Below are 23,983 nucleotides of genomic sequence, written 5' to 3'. Positions count from 1 at the left end.
GTTGTCCGCTAACCGGGTTAAGGGCCGACGCCCGCGTCGCGCTGCGGGGCCGCCGACGCGACGTCGGACGGCGCGGGGCCGTTCGCCGCATCGCCGTCCCAGCCGCCGCCGAGCGCCTTCGCGAGAAACACGACGAGCGCCGCGCGCTGGCCCTGGATCTGCACGGCCTGGCGCTCGCTCGTCAGCAACTGCTGCTGGGCCGTCAGCACATCGATGAACGGCGTCAGGCCGCCCGCGTAGCGGTCCTGCGCGAGCGACACGAGCTTGCGCGCGTCGTCGACGGCCGCCGACGCCTGCTGCGCCGCCTGCGCGAGCACCGACAGGCCGGTCACCGCATTTTGCACCTCCTGGAACGCGGTGAGCACGGTCTGCCGGTAGCTGGCCTGCGCGGCGACGTAGCCGGCCTGCGCGAAATCGACGCCGGCCTTCAGCTTGCCGCCTTCGAACAGCGGCTGGCTGAGCGACCCGCCGACCGACCACAGCAGCGCCGGCACGGTGAACAGGCCCGCGAAGCGCGTCGCGTCCCAGCCGATGTCGGGCGACAGCGTGATGCGCGGGAAATACGCGGCGCGCGCGACGCCGATCTGCGCGTTCGCGGCGGCCATCGCGCGCTCGGCCGACGCGACGTCGGGCCGCCGCTGCAGTAGGTCGCTCGGCATGCCGGTCGGCAGCGCGGGCGCGTTGATCGGCACCACGCGCGGCGGCAGCGAGAACGCGGGGGCCGGCGTGCCGACCAGCGTCGCGATCGCGGTTTCGACCTGCGCGCGCTGCTGGATCAGCAACTGCGCCTGCGTGCGCGTCGCGTCGAGCTGCGCGCGCTGCTGCAACAGGTCGAGGCCCGACACCGCGCCGAGGTCGTGGCGCGCGCTCACGTAATCGAGCGCCTTTTGCTGCAGGTCGATCGAGCGCTTGACGACGTCGATCTCGGTATCGAGCTCGCGCAGCGTGAAATAGCTCGACGCGAGATCGGCGCTCAGCACGAGGCGCGCGTTCGCGAAATCGTCGCGCGACTGCTCGGTGCTGGCCTGCGCGGCTTCGACGTTGCGCCGCACGCGGCCGAACAGGTCGAGTTCGTAGCTGACCGCCGCGCCGACCTGGATGTCGTTCTGCACGGTCGACATGCTCTGCGTCGCGTAGTTGGTCTGCGGCCGGTCGGCGGAGATCTTGAAGCGCTGGCCGCTCGCGCTCAGCCCGACGGCCGGATACTGCGCGGATGCCACCGACGCGAGCGTCGCCTTCGCCTGGTCGTAGCGCGCGGCCACCGCCTTCAGGTTCTGGTTGTTGCGCAGCGCGTCGGCTTCGAGCGCGTCGAGCTGCGCGTCGCCGAACGCGGTCCACCACGCCGGATCGAGCGGCGCGCGGGCCGGCGCGGCCGGCTGCCAGTATGCGTCGGCCGGGTCGAGCCGCCACGCGGCCGGCGTGTCGACGGGCGGGCGCCGGTAATCCGGACCGACCGTGCAGCCGGCGAGCACCGCGGCCGCGACGATTGCGACGGCGCCGATCGCGGCCGGGTGCACGCAAGTGCGCATCGCACTCACGACTTCGCTCCCGCGACGGCCGAGGCCGGCTGCGCCGCCGGCGCCTGCACGACGACCGCGTCGCCGGTCGCGAGCGCGTCGCTCGGGTTCGCGACGAGGCGGTCGTTCGGTGTGATCGGCCCGTCGACTTCGAGCGTCTGGCCGATCGTGCGCACGACCGTCACCTGCTTCAGGCGGACCTTGCCGTTCGCATCGACGGTCGCGACCGTCGGGCCTTCGGCGCGGAACAGCAGCGTATTGGCCGGCACCTGCAGGCGGCCGACCGGCGTCATCGGCAGCGTCGCCTGCACGTACGCGCCGGGCAGCAGCCGCCCGTCCGGGTTCGGCAGCGTGATCTCGATCTGCAGCGAACGCGTCGCGACGTCGATCGCCTGCGACGTGCGCGTGATCGTGCCGTCGAAGGTCCGACCCGGCAGCTCGGCCTGCGCGACGCTCACGTGCTGGCCGACCTTCACCTGCTGCGCATACGCCTGCGGCACCTGCACGTACAGGCGCAGCCGGTCGGCCTGCACGACCGTGAACAGCGAGCGGCCCGCGTTGCCGGAATTGACGAGATCGCCGACGTCGACGTTGCGCTGCGTGACGATCCCGTCGATCGGCGCGGCGATCCGCTGGAAGCCCTTCAGCTCGGTGAGGCGGCGCATGTTCGCATCGGCCGCCGCGAGGTTCGCGGTGCCCTGGTTGAACGTGCCTTGCCGGTCGTCGAGTTCCTGCTGCGACACCGCATCGCGCTGGCGCAACTGCTGCGCGCGGTCGAACGACGTCTTCGCGAGCGCGAGCGCGGCTTGCGCCTGCTGACGCTGCGCGGTGGCCTGCGCGAGTTCCTGGTTCAGCTCCGGCGTGTCGAGTTCGGCGAGCGTTTGCCCCTGCTTCACGTGCGCGCCGATGTCGGCCTGCCAGCGCAGCACGTAGCCGCTGGCGCGCGCATAGATCGGCGCCTCGACGAAGCCGCGCAGCGTGCCGGGCAGCGTCAGCTTGCCGCCGGTGGCCGCGTCGACCGGATGCACGACGCTCACGTACTGGCGCGTGTTCTGCTCGGCGACCGCGTCGAGATGATGCCGGTTCAGCACGTTGACGACGATGGTGCGCGCGGCGCCCGCCACCAGCAGCACGCCGATCACGATCAGGACGATCCGTCCGCGCCGCGACACCGATGCGCGCGCCGGCAGGTGCATGCCGTGTTCGTCCACCTGGATGCCGACGGCGCTGTGATGTTTCTCTTCCATGAATTCAACCAATTCAACCGGGTAGTGGGGCGAAAGTCAGTGTCCGGCCTGGCGCGCGCGTCGCCGGGCCAGTCGCGCATGCACGCCGCCGAACACCAGCGGCACGAACAGCAAGGTCGACACGGTCGCGAGCAGCAGCCCGCCGATCACCGCGCGGCCGAGCGGCGCGTTCTGTTCGGCGCCTTCGCCGAGACCGAGCGCCATCGGCACCATCCCGATGATCATCGCGAGCGCCGTCATCAGCACCGGGCGGATCCGGGTCGCGCCGGCTTCGAGCGCGGCCGTCAGCGGCGGCGCGCCGGCCGCGAGGCGTTGCCGCGCGAACGACACGACCAGAATGCTGTTCGCGGTCGCGACGCCGACCGTCATGATCGCGCCCGTCAACGCGGGCACGCTCAGGTGCGTGCCGGTGATGAACAGCATCCACGCGATGCCGGCGAGCGCGGCCGGCATCGCGCTGATGATGATCAACGGGTCGAGCCACGACTGGAAATTGACGACGATCAGCAGGTAGACGAGCACGATCGCCATCGCGACGCCCGCGCCGAGGCCGACATACGACGTGCGCATCGTCTCGATCTGGCCGCGCATCGTGAGGTCGGTGCCGCGCGGCAGCGTCGCGCGCGCGTCGGCCACGATGCGGTCGATCTCGCCCGCGACCGCGCCGAGATCGCGGCCCTCGACGCTCACGTACACGTCGATCGCCGGGCGGATGTTGTAGTGCGTGATCACGGCCGGGTTCACGGTGCTGCGCACCTGCACCAGATTGCCGAGCAGCTGCAGCGGCATGCCCGTGCGGCCGCTGGCGGAGATCGGCGTGCCGAGCAGGTCGTCGACCGACGACAGGTTGTATTGCGGGGTCTGGATCTGCAGCGGGTATTGGACGCCGGTGCGCGGGTTGATCCAGAACGACGGCGTCGTCTGCGAGCTCCCCGACAGCGAGATCAGCATGTTCTGCGCGACGTTCTGCGCGGAGAGATTGAGCTGCTGCATGCGCGTACGGTCCATGTCGGCCAGCAGGGTCGGTTCGTCGTTACGTTGCAGCACGTGCACGTCGACGGCGCCGGGGATTTGCCTGATCTTTTTCATCAGGCTGCTCGCAATGGTCATGTTACTCGCGAGATCGTTGCCGAGCACCTGCACGTCGATCGCGGCCGGCTGCCCGAAGTTGAGGATCTGCGTGATGATGTCCGACGGCTGGAAGAAGAACTCGACGCCCGGGAAGCGCTGCGGCAGCAGCGTGCGCAGCGTCTGCACGTAGTGCCCGGTCGCGCGATGGCCGGGCTTGAGCGCGATCAGCAGCTCGCCGTCGAGCGTGCCGATCGTGCCGGCGTTGCTGTACGACAGGTTGATGCCGCTCACCGGCAGGCCGAGGTTGTCGACGATCGCGCCGAGTTCGTCGGGCGGCACGGTTTCGCGGATCACGCGTTCTACCTGGTCGGCGAGCCGCGCGGTTTCCTCGATCCGGTAGCCGGTCGGCGCGCGCACGTGCAGCCGGAGGTTGCCGGAATCGGCGTTCGGGAAGAAATCGCGGCCGAGCACGAACACGAGGCCCGTCGACAGCACGCAGAAGGCGAGGAAGCACAGCGCGTAGAAGCGGCGGCGCACGAGCAGGATGCTGAGCAGCACGATGTACCACGCGCGCAGCCGTTCGAACGCGTGGTTGAACGCGTGATGGATGCGCGCGAAGCGCGACGTCGAAGCGGCGGGGCCGGTGCTCGCCTGCTGCGGGCGGAACAGCAGCATCGCGAGCGTCGGCACCAGCGTGCGCGACAGCACGTACGACGCGAGCATCGCGAACACGACGGCTTCCGCGAGCGGCACGAACAGGAAGCGCGCGACGCCGGTCAGGAAGAACATCGGCACGAACACGATGCAGATGCACAGCGTCGACACGAGCGCGGGCACCGCGATCTCGCCGGCGCCTTCGAGGATCGCTTCGTGCAGGTCGGTACCGAGGTGCAGATGCCGCTCGATGTTCTCGATCGTGACGGTCGCATCGTCGACGAGAATGCCGACCGCGAGCGCGAGCCCGCCGAGCGTCATGATGTTGATGGTCTCGCCGAGCGCGGACAGCGCGATCAGCGACGTGAAGATCGACAGCGGGATCGAGATCGCGATGATCAGCGTGCTGCGCCAGTTGCCGAGGAACAGCAGGATCATCATCGCGGTCAGCACGGCGGCGATCAGCGCCTCGTGGATCACGCCCTGGACCGCCGCGTTCACGAACACCGACTGGTCGAACAGCGGCGTGATCGTGAGCCCCTCGGGCAGCGTCGGGATCACCTTCGGCAGCAGCGCCTTCAGGTCCGACACCACCTTGAGCGTCGACGCGTCGCCGCTTTTCAGGATCGAGATCAGCACGCCGCGCTGGCCGTTCTGGCGCACGACGTTGGTCTGCGGCGCGAAGCCGTCGCGCACCGCCGCGACCTCGCGCAGGTAGGTCGTCGCGCCGTTGATCGTCTGGACCGGCAGGCTGCTGATGTCGGCGACCGTATCGGCCGACGCGTTCGTGTCGATCCGGTATTCGGTCTGGCCCATCTTCGCGGTGCCGGTGGGCAGCACGAGGTTCTGCGCGTTGACCGCGTTGACGATGTCGGCCGGCGTGAGCCCCTTCGCCTGCAGCGCCTGCGGGTCGAGATCGATCGCGACCACGCGCGTGCGGCCGCCGTACGGGAATGGAATCTGCACGCCCGGCACCGTGATCAGTTGCGGGCGCAGGAAGTTGAGCGCGATGTCGGCGAGCGACTGTTCGCTGAGCGTCTTGCTCGACAGCCCGAGCTGGATCACCGGAATGCTCGACGCGGAATAGGTGATCACGAGCGGCGGCGTCGCGCCCTGCGGCATCTGCCGCACGATCGCCTGCGCGGACGACACCGTCTGCGCGATCGCCGTCTGCACGTTCGCGCCCGGTTGCAGGAACACCTTCACGACCGCGATGCCGGGCAGCGACGTCGATTCGACGTGCTGGATGTTGTTGACGGTCGTCGTCAGGATCCGTTCATGGACGGACGTGATGCGGTTCGTCATCTCCGTCGCGGAGAAGCCGCTGTAATTCCAGATCACGCTGATCACCGGGATGTTGATCGCGGGCAGCACGTCGACCGGTGTGCGCATCAGCGCAAGCGGGGTGGCCAGCACGATCATGATGGCCATGACGATGAACGTGTAGGGGCGCCTGAGCGCGAGATTGACGATCCACATGAAGGCAGCGGGGCAGGCGGTGATCGGGCGGCGGTGAAGGGAACCCGAATGATAGGCGTCGGCCCGGCACGGGTTACTGTCGCGAAACTGGCGGAATTGTCAGGTTGGGGCGTGGCGGCCGTCGGCCGATTCCGCAGACGGAATGCGCCGCCGCGATGGCGACGGTTTCGCGCATCCGGCGGCACTCACAGCTGCTCCATGCCGAAGCGCGCGAGCGCGTCGAGATCGACGACCTCGATCTGGTTGTACGCGAGCCGCAACGCGCCGAGCTTTTCGAGCTGCTGCAGCGCCTGGTTGATCCGCTGGCGCGACACGCCGACGAGCATCCCCAGTTCCTCCTGCGAGATCGACAGCGACGGGCCGGTGTCCGGGTACAGCGCGGGATTGAAGAGCTGCGCGAGCGCCTGCGCGACGCGCGCGTCGACGTCGAGCAGCCGGCTGTTCTGGATCGACGCGATGAATTCGCCCATCCGGTTGTTCAGCTGATGAATCACGAAGCGCGTGAACGGCAGGCTCGTGTCGAGCAGCGCATGGAACGTGTCGACCGGCACGAACAGCACGGTCGAGCGCTGGATCGCGACGACCTCGTACTTGCGCAGCTCGCGCTTGATCACGCTGCCTTCGCCGAACCAGCCGCCCGACGGCACGCCGGAGAACGTGCAGCCGCGTCCCGACACGTTGAAGATCGCGAGCTTCAGCAACCCCCGATGGACGCCGATCCAGTACTCGGACGGCGCGAGCCGGCGCGCGATCACGTCGCCGGCCTCGCACTGCTCGACGTGCGACTGGGCGAGCACGCGCGCCTGGTGTTCGGGCGCCAGCGTGCGGAACCATGCGCACTGGCCGAACAGCGTCGCGAGCGGCGGCAGCGGGCCCGGTTCGGGAAGCGTGTCGGCCGGGCGGGCGGCCGCGTCGAGGTGGTCGTGCATGGGTGCGGGTTTGCGAGGATAGGGATAACGCGCAGCGCTCGAGCGGCACTCTGTCGTTTCGATGACAGACGGCTCACAATAGCGCCCGTTAGGCTGTCGGCAATTGAACCACATCAAAACGATCCGGGGTGCATGCGCCCCGGTCGACAGAACACGGGAGACAGGATCATGACGCAGATGTTCGAGGCCGGGCTCGGCCGCCGCGATGCCAATTATGTGCCGCTCACGCCGATCGATTTCCTGATCCGCGCGGCCGAAGTCTACGGCGAGCGCCTCGCGATCGTGCACGGCGACGTGCGGCGCACGTGGGGCGAGACCTGCACCCGCGCGAAGCAGCTGGCGAGCACGCTCGCGCAGGCCGGGGTCGGGCGCGGCGACACGGTCGCGGCGCTGCTGCCGAACATCCCGGCGATGGTCGAGGCGCACTTCGGCGTACCGATGGCCGGCGCCGTGCTGAACACGATCAACACGCGGCTCGACGTGTCGTCGGTGCTGTTCATGCTGCGTCACGGCGAGGCGAAGGTGCTGATCGTCGACACCGAATACGCGGAGCTCGCGCATCGCGCGGCGCGCGAGCTGCCGGGCCTGAAGATCGTCAGCGTGGCCGACGCGATGCCGGCCGACCCCGACCGTTTCGCGGGCGCGACCGACTACGAGGCGTTCGTGGCCGGGGGCGACCCTGACTACGCATGGACGCCGCCCACCGACGAATGGGACGCGATCGCGCTGAACTACACGTCGGGCACGACGGGCGATCCGAAGGGTGTCGTCTACCACCATCGCGGCGCGTATCTCGCGGCGATCAGCAACATCCTCGAATGGGACATGCCGAAGCACGCGGTGTATCTGTGGACGCTGCCGATGTTCCACTGCAACGGCTGGTGTTTCCCGTGGGCCGTCGCGGCGCGTGCGGGCGTGAACGTGTGCCTGCGCAAGTTCGACGCGAAGACGGTGTTCGACCTGATTCGCCGCGAGCGCGTCACGCATTACTGCGGCGCGCCGATCGTGCAGAGCGCGATCGCGAACGCGCCGGCCGAGTTGCGCGCGGGGATCGACCATACGGTGCACGCGATGGTCGCGGGCGCGGCGCCCGCACCGGCCGTGATCGCGAAGATGAAGGAGATCGGCTTCGACCTGCTGCACGTGTACGGGCTGACCGAGGTGTACGGCCCGGCGACCGTCTGCGCGAAGCAGGCGCACTGGGACGCGCTGCCCGACGAGGAGCGCGCGCGATTGAATGCGCGCCAGGGCGTGCGCTACCACCTCGAAGCGGGCGCGACGGTGCTCGATCCCGACACGATGACGCCGGTGCCGGCCGACGGCGAGACGCTCGGCGAGATCATGTTCCGCGGCAACATCTGCATGAAGGGCTACCTGAAGAACCCGAAGGCGACCGACGAGGCGTTCCACGGCGGCTGGTTCCATACCGGCGATCTTGGCGTGCTGACGCCGGACGGCTACATCCGCATCAAGGATCGCCGCAAGGACATCATCATCTCGGGCGGCGAGAACATCTCGAGCATCGAGGTCGAGGATGCGCTGTACCGGCATCCGGCGGTAGCCGTCGCGGCCGTCGTCGCGATGCCCGACCCGAAGTGGGGCGAGGTGCCGTGCGCGTTCGTCGAGCTGCGCGAAGGCGCGAGCGCGACCGAGGAGGAGATCGTCGCGCACTGCCGGCAACTGCTCGCGGGCTTCAAGGTGCCGAAGGCCGTGCGCTTCGGCGAGCTGCCGAAGACGTCGACCGGCAAGATCCAGAAGTTCCAGTTGCGCAATGCCGTCGGCTCGGACAAGGCGATCGACCTGGCGGGCGACAAGAAGTAGGCGGCGCGCCCGGCCGTGGCCCATCGTCCGGCGTCCGTCACGCGTTGCGTTCGAGCCGGAACACGCTGACCGCGTCCGACAACTGCGCGGCCTGGTCGCGCAACGCGACGGCCGCGCGCTCGGCATCGGAGATCAGCGTCGCATTCTGCTGCGTCGCTTCGCCGATCTGCGTGACGGCCAGGTTCACTTGCTCGATCCCGGTCGATTGTTCGCGCGACGCCGCGCTGATCTCGCCGATCAGCGTGCGGACCTGGTCGACCCGCGCGACGATGTCGCGCATCGTGCCGCGCGCGGCGTCCGCGATGCGGTAACCCTGTTCGACGGTCGTCGACGATTCGGCGCTCAGCGCGTCGATCTCCTTGACCGCGGCCGCGCTGCGCTGCGCGAGCGCGCGCACCTCGGCCGCGACCACCGCGAAGCCCTTGCCGTGTTCGCCCGCGCGGGCGGCCTCGACGGCCGCGTTCAGCGCGAGGATGTTGGTCTGGAACGCGATGCCTTCGATCGCGCCGGTGATCTCGGCGATCCGGCGCGTCGCGCGGCCGATGTCGTCCATCGTCGCGACCACGCGCTGCACCGCGGCGTCGCCGTTCGTCGCGGCGGCCGATGCGTCCGCGACCAGGGCGTTGGCTTGCGCCGCGTGCTCGGCGCTCTGCTGCACGGCGGCGGTGATCTGCTCCATGCTCGCGGCCGTCTGTTCGACGCTGCTCGCCTGCGTCGCGATGCGCGCGGCGATGTCGCCGCTGCCGGCCGCGATGCCGACCGTGCCGTGCGCGATGTCGGCCGCGCTGTTGCGCACCTGCGCGACGATCCGCGCGAGGCCGTCGCCGATCCCGTCGACCGCCTGCACGAGCCGGCCGATCTCGTCGTTGCCCGCGTTGTCGGGCACGGCCGCGCCGTCGCGGATGCGTACGCTGAGATCGCCCGCCGCATAGCGTTCGGACGCGCGGGCGGCGGCTTCCAGCGGCCGGCTCACGACGCGGCGCACGACGATGACGAACAGCGTCGCGAACGCCGCGACGAGCACGGCGCCGATCATCAGGAAGCGGTTGCGGGTGGTGCGCATCGTGGCGAGCAGTTCGTCGTCGAGCGCGATGCCGCCGACGAGCCATTGCCACTGCGGAATCGTCGTGAACGACACGACTTTCGCGGTCGGCCCGCGGTCGTGCGCGGCCGGGTCGGTCGACGTGTACGCGAGCCGGCCTTGGGCCGTCGCGAGCATCTGCGCGTAGGGCGCGCGCGTGTCGTCGGCCGGTTGGCCCGCCGCATCGGGATGCACGATGAAGGCGCCGCGCGACGGGCCCTGCGACACATCGAGCACGAAGTAGTAGCCGTTGTCGCCGATCTTCAGCGCGCGGATGCCGTCTTCGACGAGCTTCAGTTCGGCGCCGATGTCGAGGCCGACGAACAGCGCGCCGATCACGCGGCCGGTCGCGTCGGTCACCGGCTTGTACTGCGTGATGTACGACCGGCCGAACAGCTTTGCGAGGCCCGTGTAACTGCGCCCGGCCACCAGCGGCGCGTACGCGGGGCCCGCGCGGTCGAGCTTCGTGCCGACCGCGCGGGCGCCGTCCTGCTTCTTCAGCGACGTCGTGATGCGCACGAAATCGTCGCCATCGCGCGCGAAGATCGTCGCGATCGCGCCGCTTTTCTTCAGGAACTGGTCGGGAATCGAGTAATCGAGGTCGAGCGGCTGGCCGCCCGCGAGGAGCGTCGGCGCGGCGACGCCGCCGATATCGACGGTGCGTGCCGCGTCGAGCGAGAAATCGGCCGGCAGGAAGCTCGCGAACAGCGACATCGAGCGATTGGCTTCGGCGGTCAGCGCCTTGTCGAACAGGTCGACCATCGCGCGGATCGACTGCTCCCTGTCGTCGATCCGCTTATGCGCTTCATCGGCGAGCTGCTGGCCGGCGAAATGGGCGAGCGTCCACGCGAACACGGTAAACAGCAGGGCGACCAGCGCGCACGCCAGCGCGGCCAGACGCGCGCCGACGCTCACCCGGCCCAATTGGGTCAGTCTCATGGAACATCCAGAGTGGAGTGAGAGGGGGCGGAACGCACGCGTCACCGCTCGTGGTCCCGTTAATACGGCAACTTTCGCGAAATCTTTAGCGGGCGTCGCGGATCACGGACCAGCAGGCGGGCGAAGGGAAAGCGGAAGTCAGTGGATGACGAGCCACGCGACGGCCAGGTAGCGGCCGACCTTCGCGATCGTCACGATGACGAGAAAGGTCGGCAGCGGCTCGCGCAGCACGCCGGCGATCATCGTCAGCGGATCGCCGATCACCGGCGCCCAGCTCAGCAGCAGCGACCAGCGGCCGTAGCGCGCGTACCAGCGCTCGGCGCGCGCGAGCGCGGACGGCTTGACCGGAAACCAGCGGCGCTCGCGGAAGTGCTCGATGCCGCGCCCGAGCGCCCAGTTGATCGCCGAGCCGGCGACGTTGCCGACGCTCGCGACGAGCACCAGCGCCCACACGGGTTCGCGCCCGGCGAGCAGCAGGCCGGCGAGCACGGCTTCGGACTGGAGCGGAAACAGGGTCGCGGCGACCATCGACACGGCGAACAGGCCGCCGTAAGTGAGCAATTCGGACATCGCGGGATTGTACTGGCGGCGTCGCCGCCAGTGCGGGGCGCGCGGTCGCGCGGAATGGAAAGCGTCGGCGATCCTCAGTTCCAGCCGACCATGATCGCGCCCATCCCGACGAGCAGCCCGCCGGTCACGCGGTTCATCGCGCGCATTCGCGCCGGCCGCTGCAACGCGCGGCCCAGCCGGTGCGAGAACAGCGCCATCGACGCGACGCCGCCCGCGAACAGCAGCGCGAACGTCGCGGCGAGCAGCAGGTATTGACCGTTCAGGCTCCAGTCGGCGGTCGGGCTGATGAACTGCGGGAAGAACGACGGAAAGAACAACAGCGTCTTCGGATTCAGCCCGGAAGTGGCGACGCCGCGCCAGAACAGCGCGCGTCCGGTGTCGGTGTCCGGCGCGGCGCTTGCCGTTCCGGTGCCGGTGGTGCCGGTATCGGCCGATGCCGCGGCAGCTGCGGCCGCCCCGGCCGGCGCGCGGCTCAGCCATTGCTTGCCGCCGAGCCACACGAGATACGCGGCGCCGGCCCAGCGCAGCACGGTCAGCGCGTGTTCATCGAGGTGGACCAGCGAATTCAGGCACAGCGCGGTCAGCGCGAGTTGCAGCAGCACGGCGAGCGTGCCGCCCCAGACGCACGGCAGCGCGCGGCGCCAGCCGGCGCGCAGCGCCTGGTTCATCGTGAGCAGGTTGACGGGGCCGGGCGCGTAGATGAGGACGACGGAAGCAGCGAGGAACGACAGATAAAGCTTGAACGACATGACGGACGGGCAGGAACGGGGACGCAGGCACCGGCCCCGCACGCGGTCGGATAGGCGTGCGGGCGGCGGGGAATCGCATGCCTGCCGCTCGGCACCGCAACTCGTGATTGCGGCCGTGCGTCCCGCTGCGAGGGGTTGTCGCGGGGAGCGTGCCGGGCAGCAGGCATGGAGAAAATGTATCAAGCGGCCCGGTTAAAAGGCTTCCTGTTTTCCAGCAAAACGGACCTGAAACCGGAATCCTGTTCAGATAGAATGCCGATTTTCAGTAGAAGATTCTTCACGCCATGGCTACTCGCGAACGCACGCCGAAAACGCTCGACAATCAGGATCGCAAGATCCTGGGGGCATTGCAGAAAAATGCGCGTCTGTCGAACGCCGAACTGGCCGAACAGATCGGCATGTCGACCACCGCCTGCTGGAACCGCACGCGGCAACTCGAACTCGACGGCTACATCGACGGCTATGTCGCACTGGTCAACCAGCGCAAGCTCGGCTACGCGGACATCGTGATCCTCGAAGTCACGCTCGATCGCCATGAAGACGACGCGCTGGCGCGCTTCGGCGCCGAACTGGCGGCGCTGCCGGAGGTGCTGGAGGCGTATCTGGTGTCGGGCGAGTACGACTACTGGATCAAGGTCGCGGTGGACGGCACGGCCGGCTACGAACGCTTCCTGCGCGAAAAGCTGTACCGGATTTCGAGCATCCGCCACAGCCGTTCGATGTTCGCGCTGCGGTGCATGAAGGACGTGCCTTCGATTCAGGTGTAACGGGGCGGGAATGGGGCGCGGCTGCCGCTGCTACGACGGGCGTAGGCGGCGACGCGCCGGCTCGGATGAAACCGGCGAACGGCTGGCAGGGAAGGCTCGCCGGGAAGACGGCCTGCGGACACACAAAAACGGATGAATCTTCCGTCCGCGATGGCCGGCCACAATCGCCCGGCGGCAGGGATGGCTTCTCGCCCAGGCAACCGGCTTGCAGCAAAGCCGTCTGCGCCGGGATGGACGATCGGCGCCGATATCGGCCTGAAATACGGCCTCGAGACGATCTTGAAACGCTCGCCACGCGGTGAGCGTAGCTGGCCGGGACGCGGCCGGCCTCTTGCTACATGACCGGCTCAACCATCGGGTGCCTGGTGCGACGGCCGCTGTCGGCGCGCGTCAGCGCACGCGGATCAGGCGACCGGCGCTCAGCTCAGCGCGGCAGGCGCGCGTGTGCTTCAGCGATGACTTCGCAGTTCTCGAGGTGCAGTGCCCAGGCTTCTGCCAGCAGCTCGCCAACACGTGCGAGCCAGCCAGTGGATTGGGTGTAACGATCGGAGACATTAGACGTTTGCATGACGAAGCCCCATATAGGTGGCGAGTTAGGGATAACCCTAATCATAGCGAAGCACCTCCGCCTTGTGAAATGCGATTTCGTTATATGAGAATTACTGGCAATTTATGTTGCTGCTACGCAACATGAATATTGGCCGCCCGGGCGTGTCGGCTAGGCGTGACGAGGCCGTGCCGGCACGGCCTCACGGGAAGAAAGGGATTCGAGCGTAGGTTCGGGAAAAGGGCGCGCTTACCGGCCGATCCACCCGAAGCGCCAGGACAGCCGCCGCGTCGCGGCCCGCAGCGTCTGCGCCAGCTCGCTGTCGGGCTCGCGCGGGAAGCCGCGCGACGAGCCGATGATCGCGATCACGAGCCGGATGCTGCCGGTGTGATCGAACACGGGCGCGGCAATCGTCCCGATGCCCGGCACCGGCGCGTCGAACGCGAAATCGAGTTCGTCCGCGCGGATCGCCGCGAGCCGCGCGCGGAAGGCCGCGACGTCCGGCGCGGCGGACGCGCCGGCGAGCCGCACGGGCTCGTTGGCGAGCAGGTCGGCCAGCACGTCGTCGGACATGCCGGACGCGAAAATCCGGCCGATCGCCGTATTGACGAGCGACATCACGGTGCCGACTTGCAGGCTCACGTGCTGCGGCCGCGCCGATTCCTCCAGCCGGATCACGGTCGGCCCGAGCGGGCCGAGCGTCGCGGCGGCCACGCTCATGTCGGTCGCGCCGGCGAGCGCGACGATCTCGGCTTCCGCGTCGCGTGTCGGCGACACGCGCTGCATCGCGATCAGGCCGAGCGCCTGCGCGAGCGGGCCGCCGTCGAAGCAGCCGGCGTCGTCGCGGCTCAGCAGGCCGATCTTCTGCAGGCTGACCAGATGCGGAAACGCCTTCGCGGCCGGCATGCCGGCCGCCGCCGCGAGATCGCGCAGCGGCAGCGCGCGGCCCGCCGACACCAGCGCGAGCAGCAGGTCGCCGGTGCTGTCGAGCGCATTGATCCCGCGCTGCGCTTTCGCGTCGTCGGCCAGCGCGGGCGGTACGCGTGCGACGCCCGACGCGGGCGCCGGCTCCGCCGGTTCCGCGCCGAGCGACGCGGTGGCCTGCCGCGCCGCGTCGCGCAACGCCGCCGCGATCGGGCCGTCCCAGTCGACATCGATCGAGCCCGTCGAACCGATCACCGTCAACGCGAGCTGCAGGCGCTCGTGCGCATCGAGGACGGGCACGCACATCCCGCTGACGCCCGGGCTCGGCCGGTCGATGCTGCGTTCGATGCCGCGCGCGCGGATCGCGTCGAGTTCGACGTGTTGCGCATCGGCGTCCGATGCGCGTGACGCGCCTTCGGCGCCGGCGAGCGTCTCGCCCGCGCCGGCCTGGCTGGCCGCCATCGCGGCGAGCTGCGCGGCGTCGCCGAACGCGCGGAACACGCGGCCGGTCGCCGTGGTGTCGAGCGACATCACCGAGCCGACGTGCAGGTTCATGTGCAGCGGATAGCCGCCGTGCTCGATACGCACGATCGTCGGGCCGAGCACGCCCGGCACCGACAGCGCGACGCTCAGGCCGACCGTTTCCGCGAGCCGCACCGCATGCGGCAGCGTCGCGCGGTAGGCCGGTTGGCGCTCGATCGACATCAGCCCGAGCCGCAGCGACAGCGGGCCCGGCTCGTAGTTGCCGGTGATCGCGTCGCGCTTCACGAGCGCGAGCCGCGTGAGGCTCACGAGATAGGTGTGCGCCTGCGCGGTGGAGAGTTCCGCCGCCGCGGCCAGTTCCGACAGCCCGAGCGGCTTGCGCCGGCGCGCGAGCGCGTCGAGCAGCCGGCCGCCGACCTCGACACTCTGGATGCCGCGCTGCGCCTTGGGCGGCGCATCGTCCGCGCTGACTTCGTGGTTCTGCACGCGATGATTCTTCCGTTGACGAAACCCCGCATGGTATCCGACGCCATTTTTAGCGCCAGCCCGCAGGTTTACCCTTATTGGACAATAGCAAGCACGTTTGCCATTGACAAATATTCGACGCAGGCAGATGATCCGCTCACTCCCCTCAACACATGGCTCGCAGCCACGGAACGCACAATGGCCAAAGCATTTGCCTCCCAAGCCGATCTGGAAGAGAAGAAAGTCACCTGGACGAAGCTGTCCGAGAACGCGTACGCGTACACCGCCGAAGGCGACCCGAACTCGGGCGTGATCATCGGCGACGACAGCGTGCTGATCGTCGACACGACCGCGACGCCCGCGATGGCGCAGGACCTGATCGCGAAGATCCGCAGCGTGACCGACAAGCCGATCAAACACGTGGTGCTGTCGCACTACCACGCGGTGCGCGTGCTCGGCGCATCGGCGTATTTCGACGAAGGCGCGCAGCACGTGATCGCGAGCCGCGGCACGTACGAGATGATCGTCGAGCGCGGCGAGGCCGACATGAAGTCGGAGATCGAGCGCTTCCCGCGCCTGTTCGCCGGCGTCGAGACGGTGCCGGGCCTCACCTGGCCGACGCTCGTGTTCGAGCGCGAGATCACGCTGTTCCTCGGCAAGCTCGAAGTGAAGATCATGCACGTCGGCTCGGGTCATACGAAGGGCGACACGATCGTGTGGCTGCCGTCGCAGAAGGTGCTGTTCTCGGGCGACCTCGTCGAATACGACGCCGCGTGCTATTGCGGCGACGCGCAGCTCGAACAGTGGCCGGCCACGCTCGAGGCGCTGCGCGCGTTCGGCGCCGAGAAGCTGGTGCCGGGCCGCGGCCCCGCGCTGCTGAATCCCGCTGAAGTGAACAAGGGCCTCGACTACACGAAGGATTTCGTCACGACGCTGCTCGCGCAGGGCCGCAAGGCCGTCGAGCGCAATCTCGACCTGAAGGCGGCGATGGCGCTCACGCGCGAAGCGATGGACCCGAAGTTCGGCCACGTGTTCATCTACGAGCACTGCTTGCCGTTCGACGTGTCGCGCGCGTTCGACGAGGCGAGCGGCATCGCGCATCCGCGCATCTGGACCGCGCAACGCGACAAGGACATGTGGGCCGCGCTGCAGGAGTGAATGGCGCACGGCGGCGGGGCGGCGTTCAGATGATCGCCTCGCCGTTTCACTGAAGGTTGCGGCAGCCGCGGCGGCATCGCGTCGCGGTGCCGGCAGCCGTATCCGGTCTCACAAGAAAGCAGGGCGCATGCACGCCCTCGGAGACTGCTGCGCGCTCGATATCGCGCGGCCCGTTTGGAGAGAGACATGCCCCAATCGCTTCCCGCCGAAGCGGCGCTCGCGCACGCGAGCGCTTCGGCGCCGACTTCCGCATCCGCATTCAGCGACGCGCTGCTGTTCCGCAAGATCGCGTGGCGGATCGTCCCGTTCCTGTTCCTCTGCTACGTCGTGTCGTTTCTCGACCGCATCAACATCGGCTTCGCGCAGTTGCAGATGAAGCACGATCTCGGCTTCAGCGATGCGATGTACGGCCTCGGCGCCGCGGTGTTCTACGTCGGCTACGTGTTTTGCGAAGTGCCGAGCAACATGCTGCTCGCGCGGTTCGGCGCGCGCCGCACGTTCACGCGGATCATGCTGCTGTGGGGCCTCGCGTCGACCGGGATGATGTTCGTGTCGCAGCCGTCGCATTTCTACGTGCTGCGCTTCCTGCTCGGCGTGTTCGAGGCCGGCTTCTTCCCAGGCATCGTGCTGTATCTGACCTACTGGTTCCCCGCGAACCGGCGGGCGGCGGCGATCTCGGTGTTTTTCGCGGGCGTCGCGGTGGCCGGCGTGCTCGGCGGGCTGATGTCCGGCTGGATCATGCGCGACATGAGCGGCGTGCTCGGGCTGCACGGCTGGCAGTGGATGTTCGCGATCGAAGGCGCGCCGGCGATCCTGCTCGCGTTCGCGGCGTTCACGTTGCTCGTCGACCGGCCGCAGGACGCGGCGTGGCTCACGGCCGACGAAAAGGCGCGCGTCGCCGCGCTGTGCGCCGAGGGGCGTGCACACGGCAATGCGCACGACGGACGCAGCCTGCTGGCCGCGCTCGCGAACCCGCGCGTGTACCTGTTCGCGTTCATCTATTTCTCGCTGACCTGCGCGTCGCTGACGCTCAACTTCTGGATGCCGCTGATGATCCGCGACTTCGGCGTGACCGACGTCGTCGCCGTGAGCCTCTACACGGTCGTGCCGAATGCGGTGGGCGCGGTGGGGCTGGTGCTGATCGCGCGCCGCTCGGACCGCACCGGCGAGCGCCGCAAGCACTTCGCGTGCTGCACGATCGGCGGCGGCCTCGCGCTCGCGGCGCTGACGCTGCACCTGCACAGCTTCGCGGCGATGCTCGCGTGCCTGTCGATCGCGGCCACGCTGATCTTCGCCGCGCTGCCGATCTTCTGGGCCGTGCCGACCCGCTACCTGTCCGGCAACGCGGCCGCGGCCGGGATCGCGTTGATCAGCAGCATCGGGATCACGAGCGGCATCGTCAGCCCGTGGGTGATCGGGATGATCCGCACGCGCACGGGCAGCATGGATCTCGCCGTGTATCTGCTCGCCGCGCTGCTGGTCGCGAGCGGCGTGGCGCTGATGGTCGGCGTGAAGGGCGAAGGCGCGCGGCGCGGCGCGGCCTCCGCCGGCAACTAGCGCGCCGTGGCGTAGCGCGGCGCGGGCGTATCGGCCGACAAATGCGGCGCCATCGTGCGGCGCGCGGCCTCGTACGCGTCCCATTCGTCGCCCGCGTGCAGCGACGGAATCGTCACGAGCTCGCCGCGATCGAACCCGACCAGCGCCGCATCGACCATGTCCGTCGCCGTCATCACGATTTCCTTCGGCAGGTGCTCGAGCGGCAGGCCGCCCGTCTGCCAGAAATCGGTGGCCGTCGCGCCGGGCAGCACGGCCTGCACCCGCACGCCCTTGTCGGCGAGCTCGTGATGCAGCGACTGGCTGAACGCGAGCACGAACGCCTTGCTGCCGCCGTACACGCCGTTCAGCGTTTCCGGCGAGATCGCGACGATCGACGAAATGTTGATCACCGCGCCGCGGCCGCGTGCGACGAAGCCCGGCACGGCCGCATAGGTCAACCGCGTGAGCGCGGTCACGTTCAGGTCGATCATCCGCGTCATCGCGTCGACGTCGCTGTCGAGCAGCGGCGCATGCGTGCCGATGCCCGCGTTGTTCACGAGCAGCGTGATGCTCGCGTCCTGTTTCAGCTTCGCTTCGACGGCGGCGAGCGCCGCGCGGTCGTTGAGGTCCGCGTCGACGATCTCGACGCTGCGCTGCGTGTCGTTCGTGATGCGCTCGGCGAGGGCGTTCAGCCGGTCGCGGTTGCGCGCGACCAGGATCAGGTCGTAGCCGCGGCGCGCGAGGCGGTCCGCGTAGACGGCGCCGATGCCCGACGATGCGCCGGTAATGAGGGCGGTACCGCGATGTGCTTGCGTCATGATGTGCTCCGTTTCGATGAGACGAGGATGGCCGGATGGCGTGAAGGCATTCTGGCCTCGAAGCGCCGCGACACAAATGACGTAGATGGGTATGATTCCGGACATCGGCCCAATCGGCCCAATCGGCACGGAAGCGGAGGACGCACATGCACCGCATCGGTTTTCTGATCAGCGACGGCTTCCAGATCATGGCGCTCGCCGCGCAGTCGGTGTTCGAGTACGCGAACATGGGGATGGACGCGCCGTTCTACGCGATGGACAGCTATTCGGTCGACGGCGGCGACGTGCGCTCGTCGCTCGGGTTGCCGGTCGCCACGCGCGCGCTGCGCGGGCGGATCGGCGTCGATACGTGGATCGTCGCGGGCGTCAACGATCCGCTCGCCGCGCCGGCGCCGGCCGGCGTCGTCGCCTACCTGCGCCGCGCGAACGGGCAGGCGCGGCGGATCGCCGGCATCTGCACGGGTGCGTTCGTGCTGGCCGAGGCCGGGCTGCTCGCGCAGCGTCGCGCGACCACGCACTGGGCGTTTGGCCGGGACATGCAGCGGCATTACCCGGAGATTCGCGTCGAGGACGACCGGATCTTCATCGTCGACGGCCCGATCTGGACGTCGGCCGGGATGACGGCCGGCCTCGATCTCGCGCTCGCGATGGTGGAAAAGGATCTCGGCGCCGACGCCGCGCGGTCGGTCGCGCACAAGCTGGTGATGCATCAGCGCCGGGCCGGCGGCCAGTCGCAGCATTCGGAAATGCTCGAGCTCGCGCCGAAATCCGACCGGATCCAGAACGCGCTGAACTACGCGCGGCGGAATCTCGGCCGCGCGCTGACCGTCGAGGATCTGGCCGAGGCCGTGCACCTGAGCCCGCGCCAGTTCAGCCGCGTGTTTACGCTCGAAACCGGACAGTCGCCCGCGAAGGCGATCGAGCGGCTGCGGCTCGAATCGGCGCGGCTGATGATTGAGCAGAGCCGCCATCCGCTCGACGTGATCGCGAAGGAGAACGGTTTTCGCGACCGCCGGCACATGCGCGATGCGTTCGTGCGCGGGTTCGGTGTGCCGCCGCAGGCGCTGCGGCGCGATGCACGGGCGGATGAGCGGGAGATGGGCTGACGCGCGCGGCCTCAGGGGATGGCCGACGCGGCGGCCCGCCGCCAGCGCGGGTCGACAAAATCGCGCAGAATCTCGTCGATATGTTTCGCGAGGAGACACGATGCGCGCCGAACCGTTCGACATTGCGATACCCGATCACGCGCTCGACGACTTGCGCCGGCGCGTTCGCGACACCCGCCCGCCGAACCTGACGCCCGCCGAGCCGTGGCAGCAGGGCGTCGACGGCGCGTGGCTGCGCGAACTGGCCGCGTACTGGGCCGACGGCTTCGATTGGCGTGCGGCCGAACGCGCGCTGAACCGGCTGCCGCAATTCGTCGCGGACGTCGGCGGCCGGCGTGTGCATTTCGTGCATCGGCGCGGCACAGGCCCGAAACCCTATCCGCTCGTCGTCACGCACGGCTGGCCGGGTTCCGCCTTCGAATTCCATGCGCTGATCGACCGCCTGTGCGACCCGGCCGCGTTCGGCGGCGATCCGGACGACGCATTCGACATCGTCGCGCCGTCGCTGCCCGGCTTCCTGTTTTCTCCCGCACCGGCGGCGCCCGGCACGTCGGCGCTCCAGGTGGCCGACTGCTGGGCGGAATTGATGGCCGGCCTCGGATACCCGCGGTTCGGCGCGCAGGGCGGCGATCTGGGCGCGGGCGTGTCGGTCGCGCTCGGCGCGCGGCATGAGCGCGTGGTCGACGGCATCCATCTGAACTACCTGCCCGGCAGCTACGAACCGCCGATCGACGCCGCGCGGCCGCTGACCGACGACGAGCAGGCGTTCCTGAAGCAGCGCGGCGACTGGGCGGCGCTGGAAGGCGGGTACGCGTACGTCCACATGACGAAGCCGCAGACGCTGGCCGTCGCGCTCAACGATTCGCCGCTCGGGCTGGCCGCGTGGATCGCCGAGAAATTCCGTGCGTGGAGCGATTGCGACGGCGACGTCGCGCGCCGTTTTTCGCACGATACGCTGCTGACGGGCATATCGCTCTACTGGTTCACCGGCTGCATCGGCTCGTCGATGCAGATGTATTGGGAGAACCGGCTGCAGCCGATGCGCTTCGCGGCCGGGCAACGCTTGGCGGTGCCCGTCGCGTTCGCGCGCTTTCCGAAGGAGATCAGCCGTCCGCCGCGCAGTTGGCTCGAACGCGTATTCGACGTGGTGCAGTGGACCGACATGCCGAGCGGCGGCCATTTCGCTGCGATGGAAGAGCCGGATCTGCTGGCCGACGATATTCGGCGGTTTTTCAGGCGTTTTCGATAACGAGCGGCGCGGCCCGCGAAGCGGGGGAAGTCCGCCGGCGGCCATCCGGGCGACCGGGCCGCGGCCGCACCACGCGGATCGCGCCGCGCCGACACCTGTCTTACGTCTTACCGCGTGACGAACGCCGTGGCCGCATCCGGCGCCGTACGCGCATGCTTGCGCTGGCGCAGCAGCGCGACGCGGCAGTTCTCGCGCGCCGTTTCGCGGCCGTCGTCGTCGAGCAGCACGAGGTCGCCGCGCATCACGTTCAGCGTGATCACGTCCTCGCCCGGCGCGCCGAGCGTTTCCGGCGTATGCACCGAGCCGGCCGGTTCGAGCACCGTCGAACCGGCGTGCGCGACCCAGTTGTATTCGCGGTAGCGCCACGCACCCTGCAGCGTATGGACGAACACCTCGCCGTCGTGACGGTGGCGCGGCAGCGTGCCGCCGGCCGGCATCTTCAGCAGCGCGGTCAGCGTGTCCTCGGCCGCATTGATGTGCAGGTACTTGATCGCGAGCCCCGGCAGGTCGGCGCTCATCGGCAGCCACGGCAGCGCGTCGCCGGGCAGGCACGAGATCGGCGGCAGGCCGGTGGAGAGCGGGGCGGACGGCTGCGTCATGGCGGAAGGCGGAGCGGGAACGGGAAGCCGGCATTATCGCAGAGGCGCCGCGAGCGGCCGAACGGGGTGCGGCGTCGCCACGAAAGCGTGCTCGACGGCCCGATCCTTACGCGATGAAATATACAGTAAAACTGTACAGTTTGGCTGTCGATGTGCTATCGTGAGTTCATGAACTCACGATCGTCTCCCCCCGACACGCTCCCGCTCGCCGGTCTCGCCGGCGAACTCCGCATCTCGGTCGGCAAGCTGATGCGGCGCATGCGCGAGCAGACCCATCCGAACGACCTCACGTCCTCGCAGAAATCGGTGTTGCTGCGGCTCGATCGCGACGGCCCGGCGACCGTGTCGGCGCTTGCACGTGCCGAAAGCGTGCGCCCGCAGTCGATGCGCGTGACGGTCGCGACGCTGGAGGCGCTCGGCGCGGTCGCCGGCGCGCCCGATCCGACCGACGGCCGGCAGACGCTGATCGCGCTCACGCCCGGCTTTCGCAAGGTGCTGCAAGCGAACCGCGCGGCCAAGGACGACTGGCTGTTCCGCGCGCTGCACGCGCAACTGTCGGCGGCGGAGCAGGCCGAGCTCGCGGCGGCCGTGAAGCTGCTGCAGCGTCTCGCCGAATTCGAGGACCCCGCACGTTCGTGAAACGCTCCGCCCCGCTCGCCAAAAGGACAATCCGCACATGAACCTCCTGCATCTCGTGTCGTACTTCTTCGGCGGCGCGTTTCTCGCGAACGCCGTGCCGCATCTCGTCAGCGGATTGCGCGGCGAGCCATTCCAGACGCCGTTCGCGAATCCGCCCGGCCGCGGGCTGTCGTCGTCCACCGTGAACGTGCTGTGGGGCGTCGTGAACCTCGTCATCGCTTATGCGCTCATGCGCCGGGCCGGCGATTTCGACCTGAAGGTCACGGCCGACGCGGCGGCGTTCGGCCTCGGCATCCTCGTGCTCGGCCTGTTCCTTGCGCGGCATTTCGGCGAACTGCACGGCGGCAACGCGCCCGCCCGGGAACGGCCGTGAGCGTGCCGGCTGCGGGCGTGTTCCGCTCGCTTCGCAGCTTCAACTATCGCGTGTGGGCGATCGGCTCGCTGGTGTCGAACATCGGCACGTGGATCCAGCGCACCGCGCAGGACTGGCTCGTCCTTACGCAGCTCACGCATCACGACGCATCGGCGGTCGGCACGGTGATGGCGCTGCAGTTCGGCCCGCAATTGCTGCTGTTGCCGTGGACCGGCTACGCGGCCGACCGCTTCGACCAGCGCAAGCTGCTGATGGCGACGCAGGCGCTGATGGGTGCGCTGGCGCTCGTGCTCGGCATGCTGACGGTCACGGGCGCCGTGCGGCTCGAACACGTGTACGTGTTCGCGTTCCTGTTCGGCTGCGCGTCGGCGTTCGACGCGCCGGTGCGGCAGACCTTCGTCGCCGAGCTGGTCGGCGACCGTGAACTCGCGAACGCGGTCGCGCTCAACTCGACGTCGTTCAATGCCGCGCGGATGGTCGGCCCGGCGGCGGCCGGCTTCCTGATCGCATCGGTCGGCACCGGCTGGGCGTTTCTCGCGAACGGGCTCAGCTTCTTCGCGGTGCTGGCGTCGCTGTCGCAGCTTCGGGAAGACGAACTGCGCGCGAACGTGCGGGCAGGCCGCTCGCGCGGCAGCCTGCTCGACGGGTTCCGCTACGTGTGGCGCCGGCCGGACCTCACGGCGATCCTCGTGATGCTGTTCCTGATCGGCACGTTCGGGCTGAACTTCCAGTTGTTCATTTCGACGATGGCCGCCAGCGTGTTTCATGTCGATGCGCGCGGGTTCGGCTTCCTGTCGTCGATGATGGCGGTCGGCACGATCTCGGGCGCGCTGCTCGCCGCGCGCCGCGAGCAACCGAGGTTTCGCCATCTGTGGATCGGTGCGGCGCTGTTCGGGCTCGGCTGCACGTTCGCCGCGCTGGCGCCCGGCTACTGGTCGTTCGCTGCCGCGCTGGTGTTGACCGGCGTCGCGGCGATCACCTTCATGAACTCGACCAACAGCCTGATGCAGCTCTCCACCGAGCCGGCGATGCGCGGCCGCGTGATGGCGCTGCGCCTCGCGGTCGCGCTGGGCGGCACGCCGATCGGCGCGCCGGTGGCCGGCTGGGTCGCGAACCATCTCGGCCCGCGCTGGGCGCTTGGCCTCGGTGCGGCGTCCGGCTTTGCCGCGGCGCTCGTCGCGACCCATTTCGTCACGCACAAGCGCACGCAGTCGCGCTCGGCCGACGACGGGGCCTGAACGAACCTGAAGCCGAAGCCGCCG

Annotated in this window: 19 protein-coding genes; 9 read left to right on the top strand and 10 right to left on the bottom strand. The window is 69.1% G+C overall.

Annotated elements, in window-relative coordinates; translation table 11 throughout:
- Positions 1 to 17 precede the first annotated feature (17 nt).
- From HWX14_RS13105 to HWX14_RS13090, 4 genes are all read right to left on the bottom strand, one after another.
- The gene (locus tag HWX14_RS13105; protein ID WP_175883574.1) at positions 18 to 1,529 is read right to left on the bottom strand and encodes an efflux transporter outer membrane subunit; all 1,512 of its coding nucleotides are present in this window, start codon (positions 1,527 to 1,529) and stop codon (positions 18 to 20) included.
- Positions 1,530 to 1,534: 5 nt separating this feature from the next.
- Positions 1,535 to 2,764, bottom strand: a complete 1,230-nt coding sequence (locus HWX14_RS13100) for an efflux RND transporter periplasmic adaptor subunit (RefSeq protein ID WP_175883102.1) — start codon at positions 2,762 to 2,764, stop codon at positions 1,535 to 1,537.
- A gap of 36 nt (positions 2,765 to 2,800) precedes the next feature.
- On the bottom strand, positions 2,801 to 5,968 hold the full coding sequence (locus tag HWX14_RS13095; protein ID WP_175883101.1) for an efflux RND transporter permease subunit: 3,168 nt from the start codon (positions 5,966 to 5,968) through the stop codon (positions 2,801 to 2,803).
- Positions 5,969 to 6,153: 185 nt separating this feature from the next.
- The gene (locus HWX14_RS13090) at positions 6,154 to 6,897 is read right to left on the bottom strand and encodes a Crp/Fnr family transcriptional regulator (protein ID WP_175883100.1); all 744 of its coding nucleotides are present in this window, start codon (positions 6,895 to 6,897) and stop codon (positions 6,154 to 6,156) included.
- Between the two features lie 168 nt (positions 6,898 to 7,065).
- Between HWX14_RS13090 and HWX14_RS13085 the strand changes: the two genes are divergently transcribed.
- Positions 7,066 to 8,718 (top strand): acyl-CoA synthetase, encoded by a 1,653-nt coding sequence (locus HWX14_RS13085; RefSeq protein ID WP_175883099.1) that lies wholly within the window; start codon positions 7,066 to 7,068, stop codon positions 8,716 to 8,718.
- A gap of 37 nt (positions 8,719 to 8,755) precedes the next feature.
- On the opposite strand, the gene HWX14_RS13080 is transcribed toward HWX14_RS13085, so the two are convergent.
- From HWX14_RS13080 to HWX14_RS13070, 3 genes are all read right to left on the bottom strand, one after another.
- Positions 8,756 to 10,738 (bottom strand): methyl-accepting chemotaxis protein, encoded by a 1,983-nt coding sequence (locus tag HWX14_RS13080; protein ID WP_175883098.1) that lies wholly within the window; start codon positions 10,736 to 10,738, stop codon positions 8,756 to 8,758.
- A 138-nt stretch (positions 10,739 to 10,876) separates the two neighbouring features.
- Complete coding sequence (locus HWX14_RS13075) at positions 10,877 to 11,308, bottom strand: YqaA family protein (protein ID WP_175883097.1); 432 nt, start codon at positions 11,306 to 11,308, stop codon at positions 10,877 to 10,879.
- A gap of 74 nt (positions 11,309 to 11,382) precedes the next feature.
- Entirely contained in the window at positions 11,383 to 12,057 is a 675-nt protein-coding gene (locus tag HWX14_RS13070) for a LysE family translocator (RefSeq protein WP_175883096.1), read from the bottom strand.
- A gap of 284 nt (positions 12,058 to 12,341) precedes the next feature.
- On the opposite strand from HWX14_RS13070, the gene HWX14_RS13065 reads away from it, so the two are divergent.
- Positions 12,342 to 12,824, top strand: a complete 483-nt coding sequence (locus HWX14_RS13065) for an Lrp/AsnC family transcriptional regulator (protein ID WP_006479115.1) — start codon at positions 12,342 to 12,344, stop codon at positions 12,822 to 12,824.
- Positions 12,825 to 13,620: 796 nt separating this feature from the next.
- On the opposite strand, the gene HWX14_RS13060 is transcribed toward HWX14_RS13065, so the two are convergent.
- Complete coding sequence (locus HWX14_RS13060; RefSeq protein ID WP_175883095.1) at positions 13,621 to 15,264, bottom strand: IclR family transcriptional regulator C-terminal domain-containing protein; 1,644 nt, start codon at positions 15,262 to 15,264, stop codon at positions 13,621 to 13,623.
- Between the two features lie 177 nt (positions 15,265 to 15,441).
- Between HWX14_RS13060 and HWX14_RS13055 the strand changes: the two genes are divergently transcribed.
- Both HWX14_RS13055 and HWX14_RS13050 read left to right on the top strand, forming a co-directional pair.
- On the top strand, positions 15,442 to 16,401 hold the full coding sequence (locus HWX14_RS13055) for an MBL fold metallo-hydrolase (RefSeq protein ID WP_175883094.1): 960 nt from the start codon (positions 15,442 to 15,444) through the stop codon (positions 16,399 to 16,401).
- A gap of 186 nt (positions 16,402 to 16,587) precedes the next feature.
- Complete coding sequence (locus HWX14_RS13050) at positions 16,588 to 17,958, top strand: MFS transporter (protein ID WP_175883093.1); 1,371 nt, start codon at positions 16,588 to 16,590, stop codon at positions 17,956 to 17,958.
- On the opposite strand, the gene HWX14_RS13045 is transcribed toward HWX14_RS13050, so the two are convergent.
- Positions 17,955 to 18,755 (bottom strand): SDR family oxidoreductase, encoded by an 801-nt coding sequence (locus tag HWX14_RS13045; RefSeq protein ID WP_175883092.1) that lies wholly within the window; start codon positions 18,753 to 18,755, stop codon positions 17,955 to 17,957. The genes HWX14_RS13050 and HWX14_RS13045 overlap by 4 nt on opposite strands.
- A 146-nt stretch (positions 18,756 to 18,901) precedes the next feature.
- Between HWX14_RS13045 and HWX14_RS13040 the strand changes: the two genes are divergently transcribed.
- Both HWX14_RS13040 and HWX14_RS13035 read left to right on the top strand, forming a co-directional pair.
- Positions 18,902 to 19,861 (top strand): GlxA family transcriptional regulator, encoded by a 960-nt coding sequence (locus HWX14_RS13040; RefSeq protein WP_175883091.1) that lies wholly within the window; start codon positions 18,902 to 18,904, stop codon positions 19,859 to 19,861.
- Positions 19,862 to 19,961: 100 nt separating this feature from the next.
- A complete protein-coding gene (locus tag HWX14_RS13035; protein WP_175883090.1) occupies positions 19,962 to 21,110 on the top strand; it encodes an epoxide hydrolase in 1,149 nt (382 codons plus the stop codon).
- 107 nt (positions 21,111 to 21,217) lie between these two features.
- Here the strand turns inward: HWX14_RS13035 and HWX14_RS13030 are convergent, their stop codons facing one another.
- Entirely contained in the window at positions 21,218 to 21,709 is a 492-nt protein-coding gene (locus HWX14_RS13030; protein WP_175883089.1) for a 2,4'-dihydroxyacetophenone dioxygenase family protein, read from the bottom strand.
- A gap of 168 nt (positions 21,710 to 21,877) precedes the next feature.
- Here HWX14_RS13030 and HWX14_RS13025 point away from each other — a divergent pair, with 168 nt between their 5' ends.
- The 3 genes from HWX14_RS13025 to HWX14_RS13015 are packed head-to-tail and all read left to right on the top strand — an operon-like array spanning position 21,878 to position 23,959.
- Positions 21,878 to 22,348, top strand: a complete 471-nt coding sequence (locus HWX14_RS13025; protein WP_175883088.1) for a MarR family transcriptional regulator — start codon at positions 21,878 to 21,880, stop codon at positions 22,346 to 22,348.
- A 37-nt stretch (positions 22,349 to 22,385) separates the two neighbouring features.
- Positions 22,386 to 22,721: a hypothetical protein gene (locus HWX14_RS13020; RefSeq protein WP_175883087.1), complete on the top strand. Its 336-nt coding sequence runs from the start codon at positions 22,386 to 22,388 to the stop codon at positions 22,719 to 22,721.
- Complete coding sequence (locus tag HWX14_RS13015; protein WP_175883086.1) at positions 22,718 to 23,959, top strand: MFS transporter; 1,242 nt, start codon at positions 22,718 to 22,720, stop codon at positions 23,957 to 23,959. The genes HWX14_RS13020 and HWX14_RS13015 overlap by 4 nt, the downstream gene beginning before the upstream one ends.
- Positions 23,960 to 23,983: the final 24 nt, after the last annotated feature.

The sequence above is a fragment of the Burkholderia sp. BCC0044 genome (assembly GCF_902832955.1).
In the GTDB taxonomy this organism is placed as follows: Bacteria; Pseudomonadota; Gammaproteobacteria; order Burkholderiales; family Burkholderiaceae; genus Burkholderia.
This window is presented reverse-complemented; position numbering and strand designations above follow the sequence as displayed.

What these genes read in the sequence shown, in the direction of transcription:
- HWX14_RS13045 (WP_175883092.1), bottom strand. Translation starts at nt 18,755, where the DNA reads ATGACGCAAGCACATCGCGGTACCGCCCTCATTACCGGCGCATCGTCG.
- HWX14_RS13065 (WP_006479115.1), top strand. Translation starts at nt 12,342, where the DNA reads ATGGCTACTCGCGAACGCACGCCGAAAACGCTCGACAATCAGGATCGC.
- HWX14_RS13035 (WP_175883090.1), top strand. Translation starts at nt 19,962, where the DNA reads ATGCGCGCCGAACCGTTCGACATTGCGATACCCGATCACGCGCTCGAC.
- HWX14_RS13040 (WP_175883091.1), top strand. Translation starts at nt 18,902, where the DNA reads ATGCACCGCATCGGTTTTCTGATCAGCGACGGCTTCCAGATCATGGCG.
- HWX14_RS13070 (WP_175883096.1), bottom strand. Translation starts at nt 12,057, where the DNA reads ATGTCGTTCAAGCTTTATCTGTCGTTCCTCGCTGCTTCCGTCGTCCTC.
- HWX14_RS13055 (WP_175883094.1), top strand. Translation starts at nt 15,442, where the DNA reads ATGGCCAAAGCATTTGCCTCCCAAGCCGATCTGGAAGAGAAGAAAGTC.
- HWX14_RS13030 (WP_175883089.1), bottom strand. Translation starts at nt 21,709, where the DNA reads ATGACGCAGCCGTCCGCCCCGCTCTCCACCGGCCTGCCGCCGATCTCG.
- HWX14_RS13075 (WP_175883097.1), bottom strand. Translation starts at nt 11,308, where the DNA reads ATGTCCGAATTGCTCACTTACGGCGGCCTGTTCGCCGTGTCGATGGTC.
- HWX14_RS13050 (WP_175883093.1), top strand. Translation starts at nt 16,588, where the DNA reads ATGCCCCAATCGCTTCCCGCCGAAGCGGCGCTCGCGCACGCGAGCGCT.
- HWX14_RS13025 (WP_175883088.1), top strand. Translation starts at nt 21,878, where the DNA reads ATGAACTCACGATCGTCTCCCCCCGACACGCTCCCGCTCGCCGGTCTC.
- HWX14_RS13085 (WP_175883099.1), top strand. Translation starts at nt 7,066, where the DNA reads ATGACGCAGATGTTCGAGGCCGGGCTCGGCCGCCGCGATGCCAATTAT.
- HWX14_RS13100 (WP_175883102.1), bottom strand. Translation starts at nt 2,764, where the DNA reads ATGGAAGAGAAACATCACAGCGCCGTCGGCATCCAGGTGGACGAACAC.
- HWX14_RS13020 (WP_175883087.1), top strand. Translation starts at nt 22,386, where the DNA reads ATGAACCTCCTGCATCTCGTGTCGTACTTCTTCGGCGGCGCGTTTCTC.
- HWX14_RS13080 (WP_175883098.1), bottom strand. Translation starts at nt 10,738, where the DNA reads ATGAGACTGACCCAATTGGGCCGGGTGAGCGTCGGCGCGCGTCTGGCC.
- HWX14_RS13105 (WP_175883574.1), bottom strand. Translation starts at nt 1,529, where the DNA reads ATGCGCACTTGCGTGCACCCGGCCGCGATCGGCGCCGTCGCAATCGTC.
- HWX14_RS13090 (WP_175883100.1), bottom strand. Translation starts at nt 6,897, where the DNA reads ATGCACGACCACCTCGACGCGGCCGCCCGCCCGGCCGACACGCTTCCC.
- HWX14_RS13095 (WP_175883101.1), bottom strand. Translation starts at nt 5,968, where the DNA reads ATGTGGATCGTCAATCTCGCGCTCAGGCGCCCCTACACGTTCATCGTC.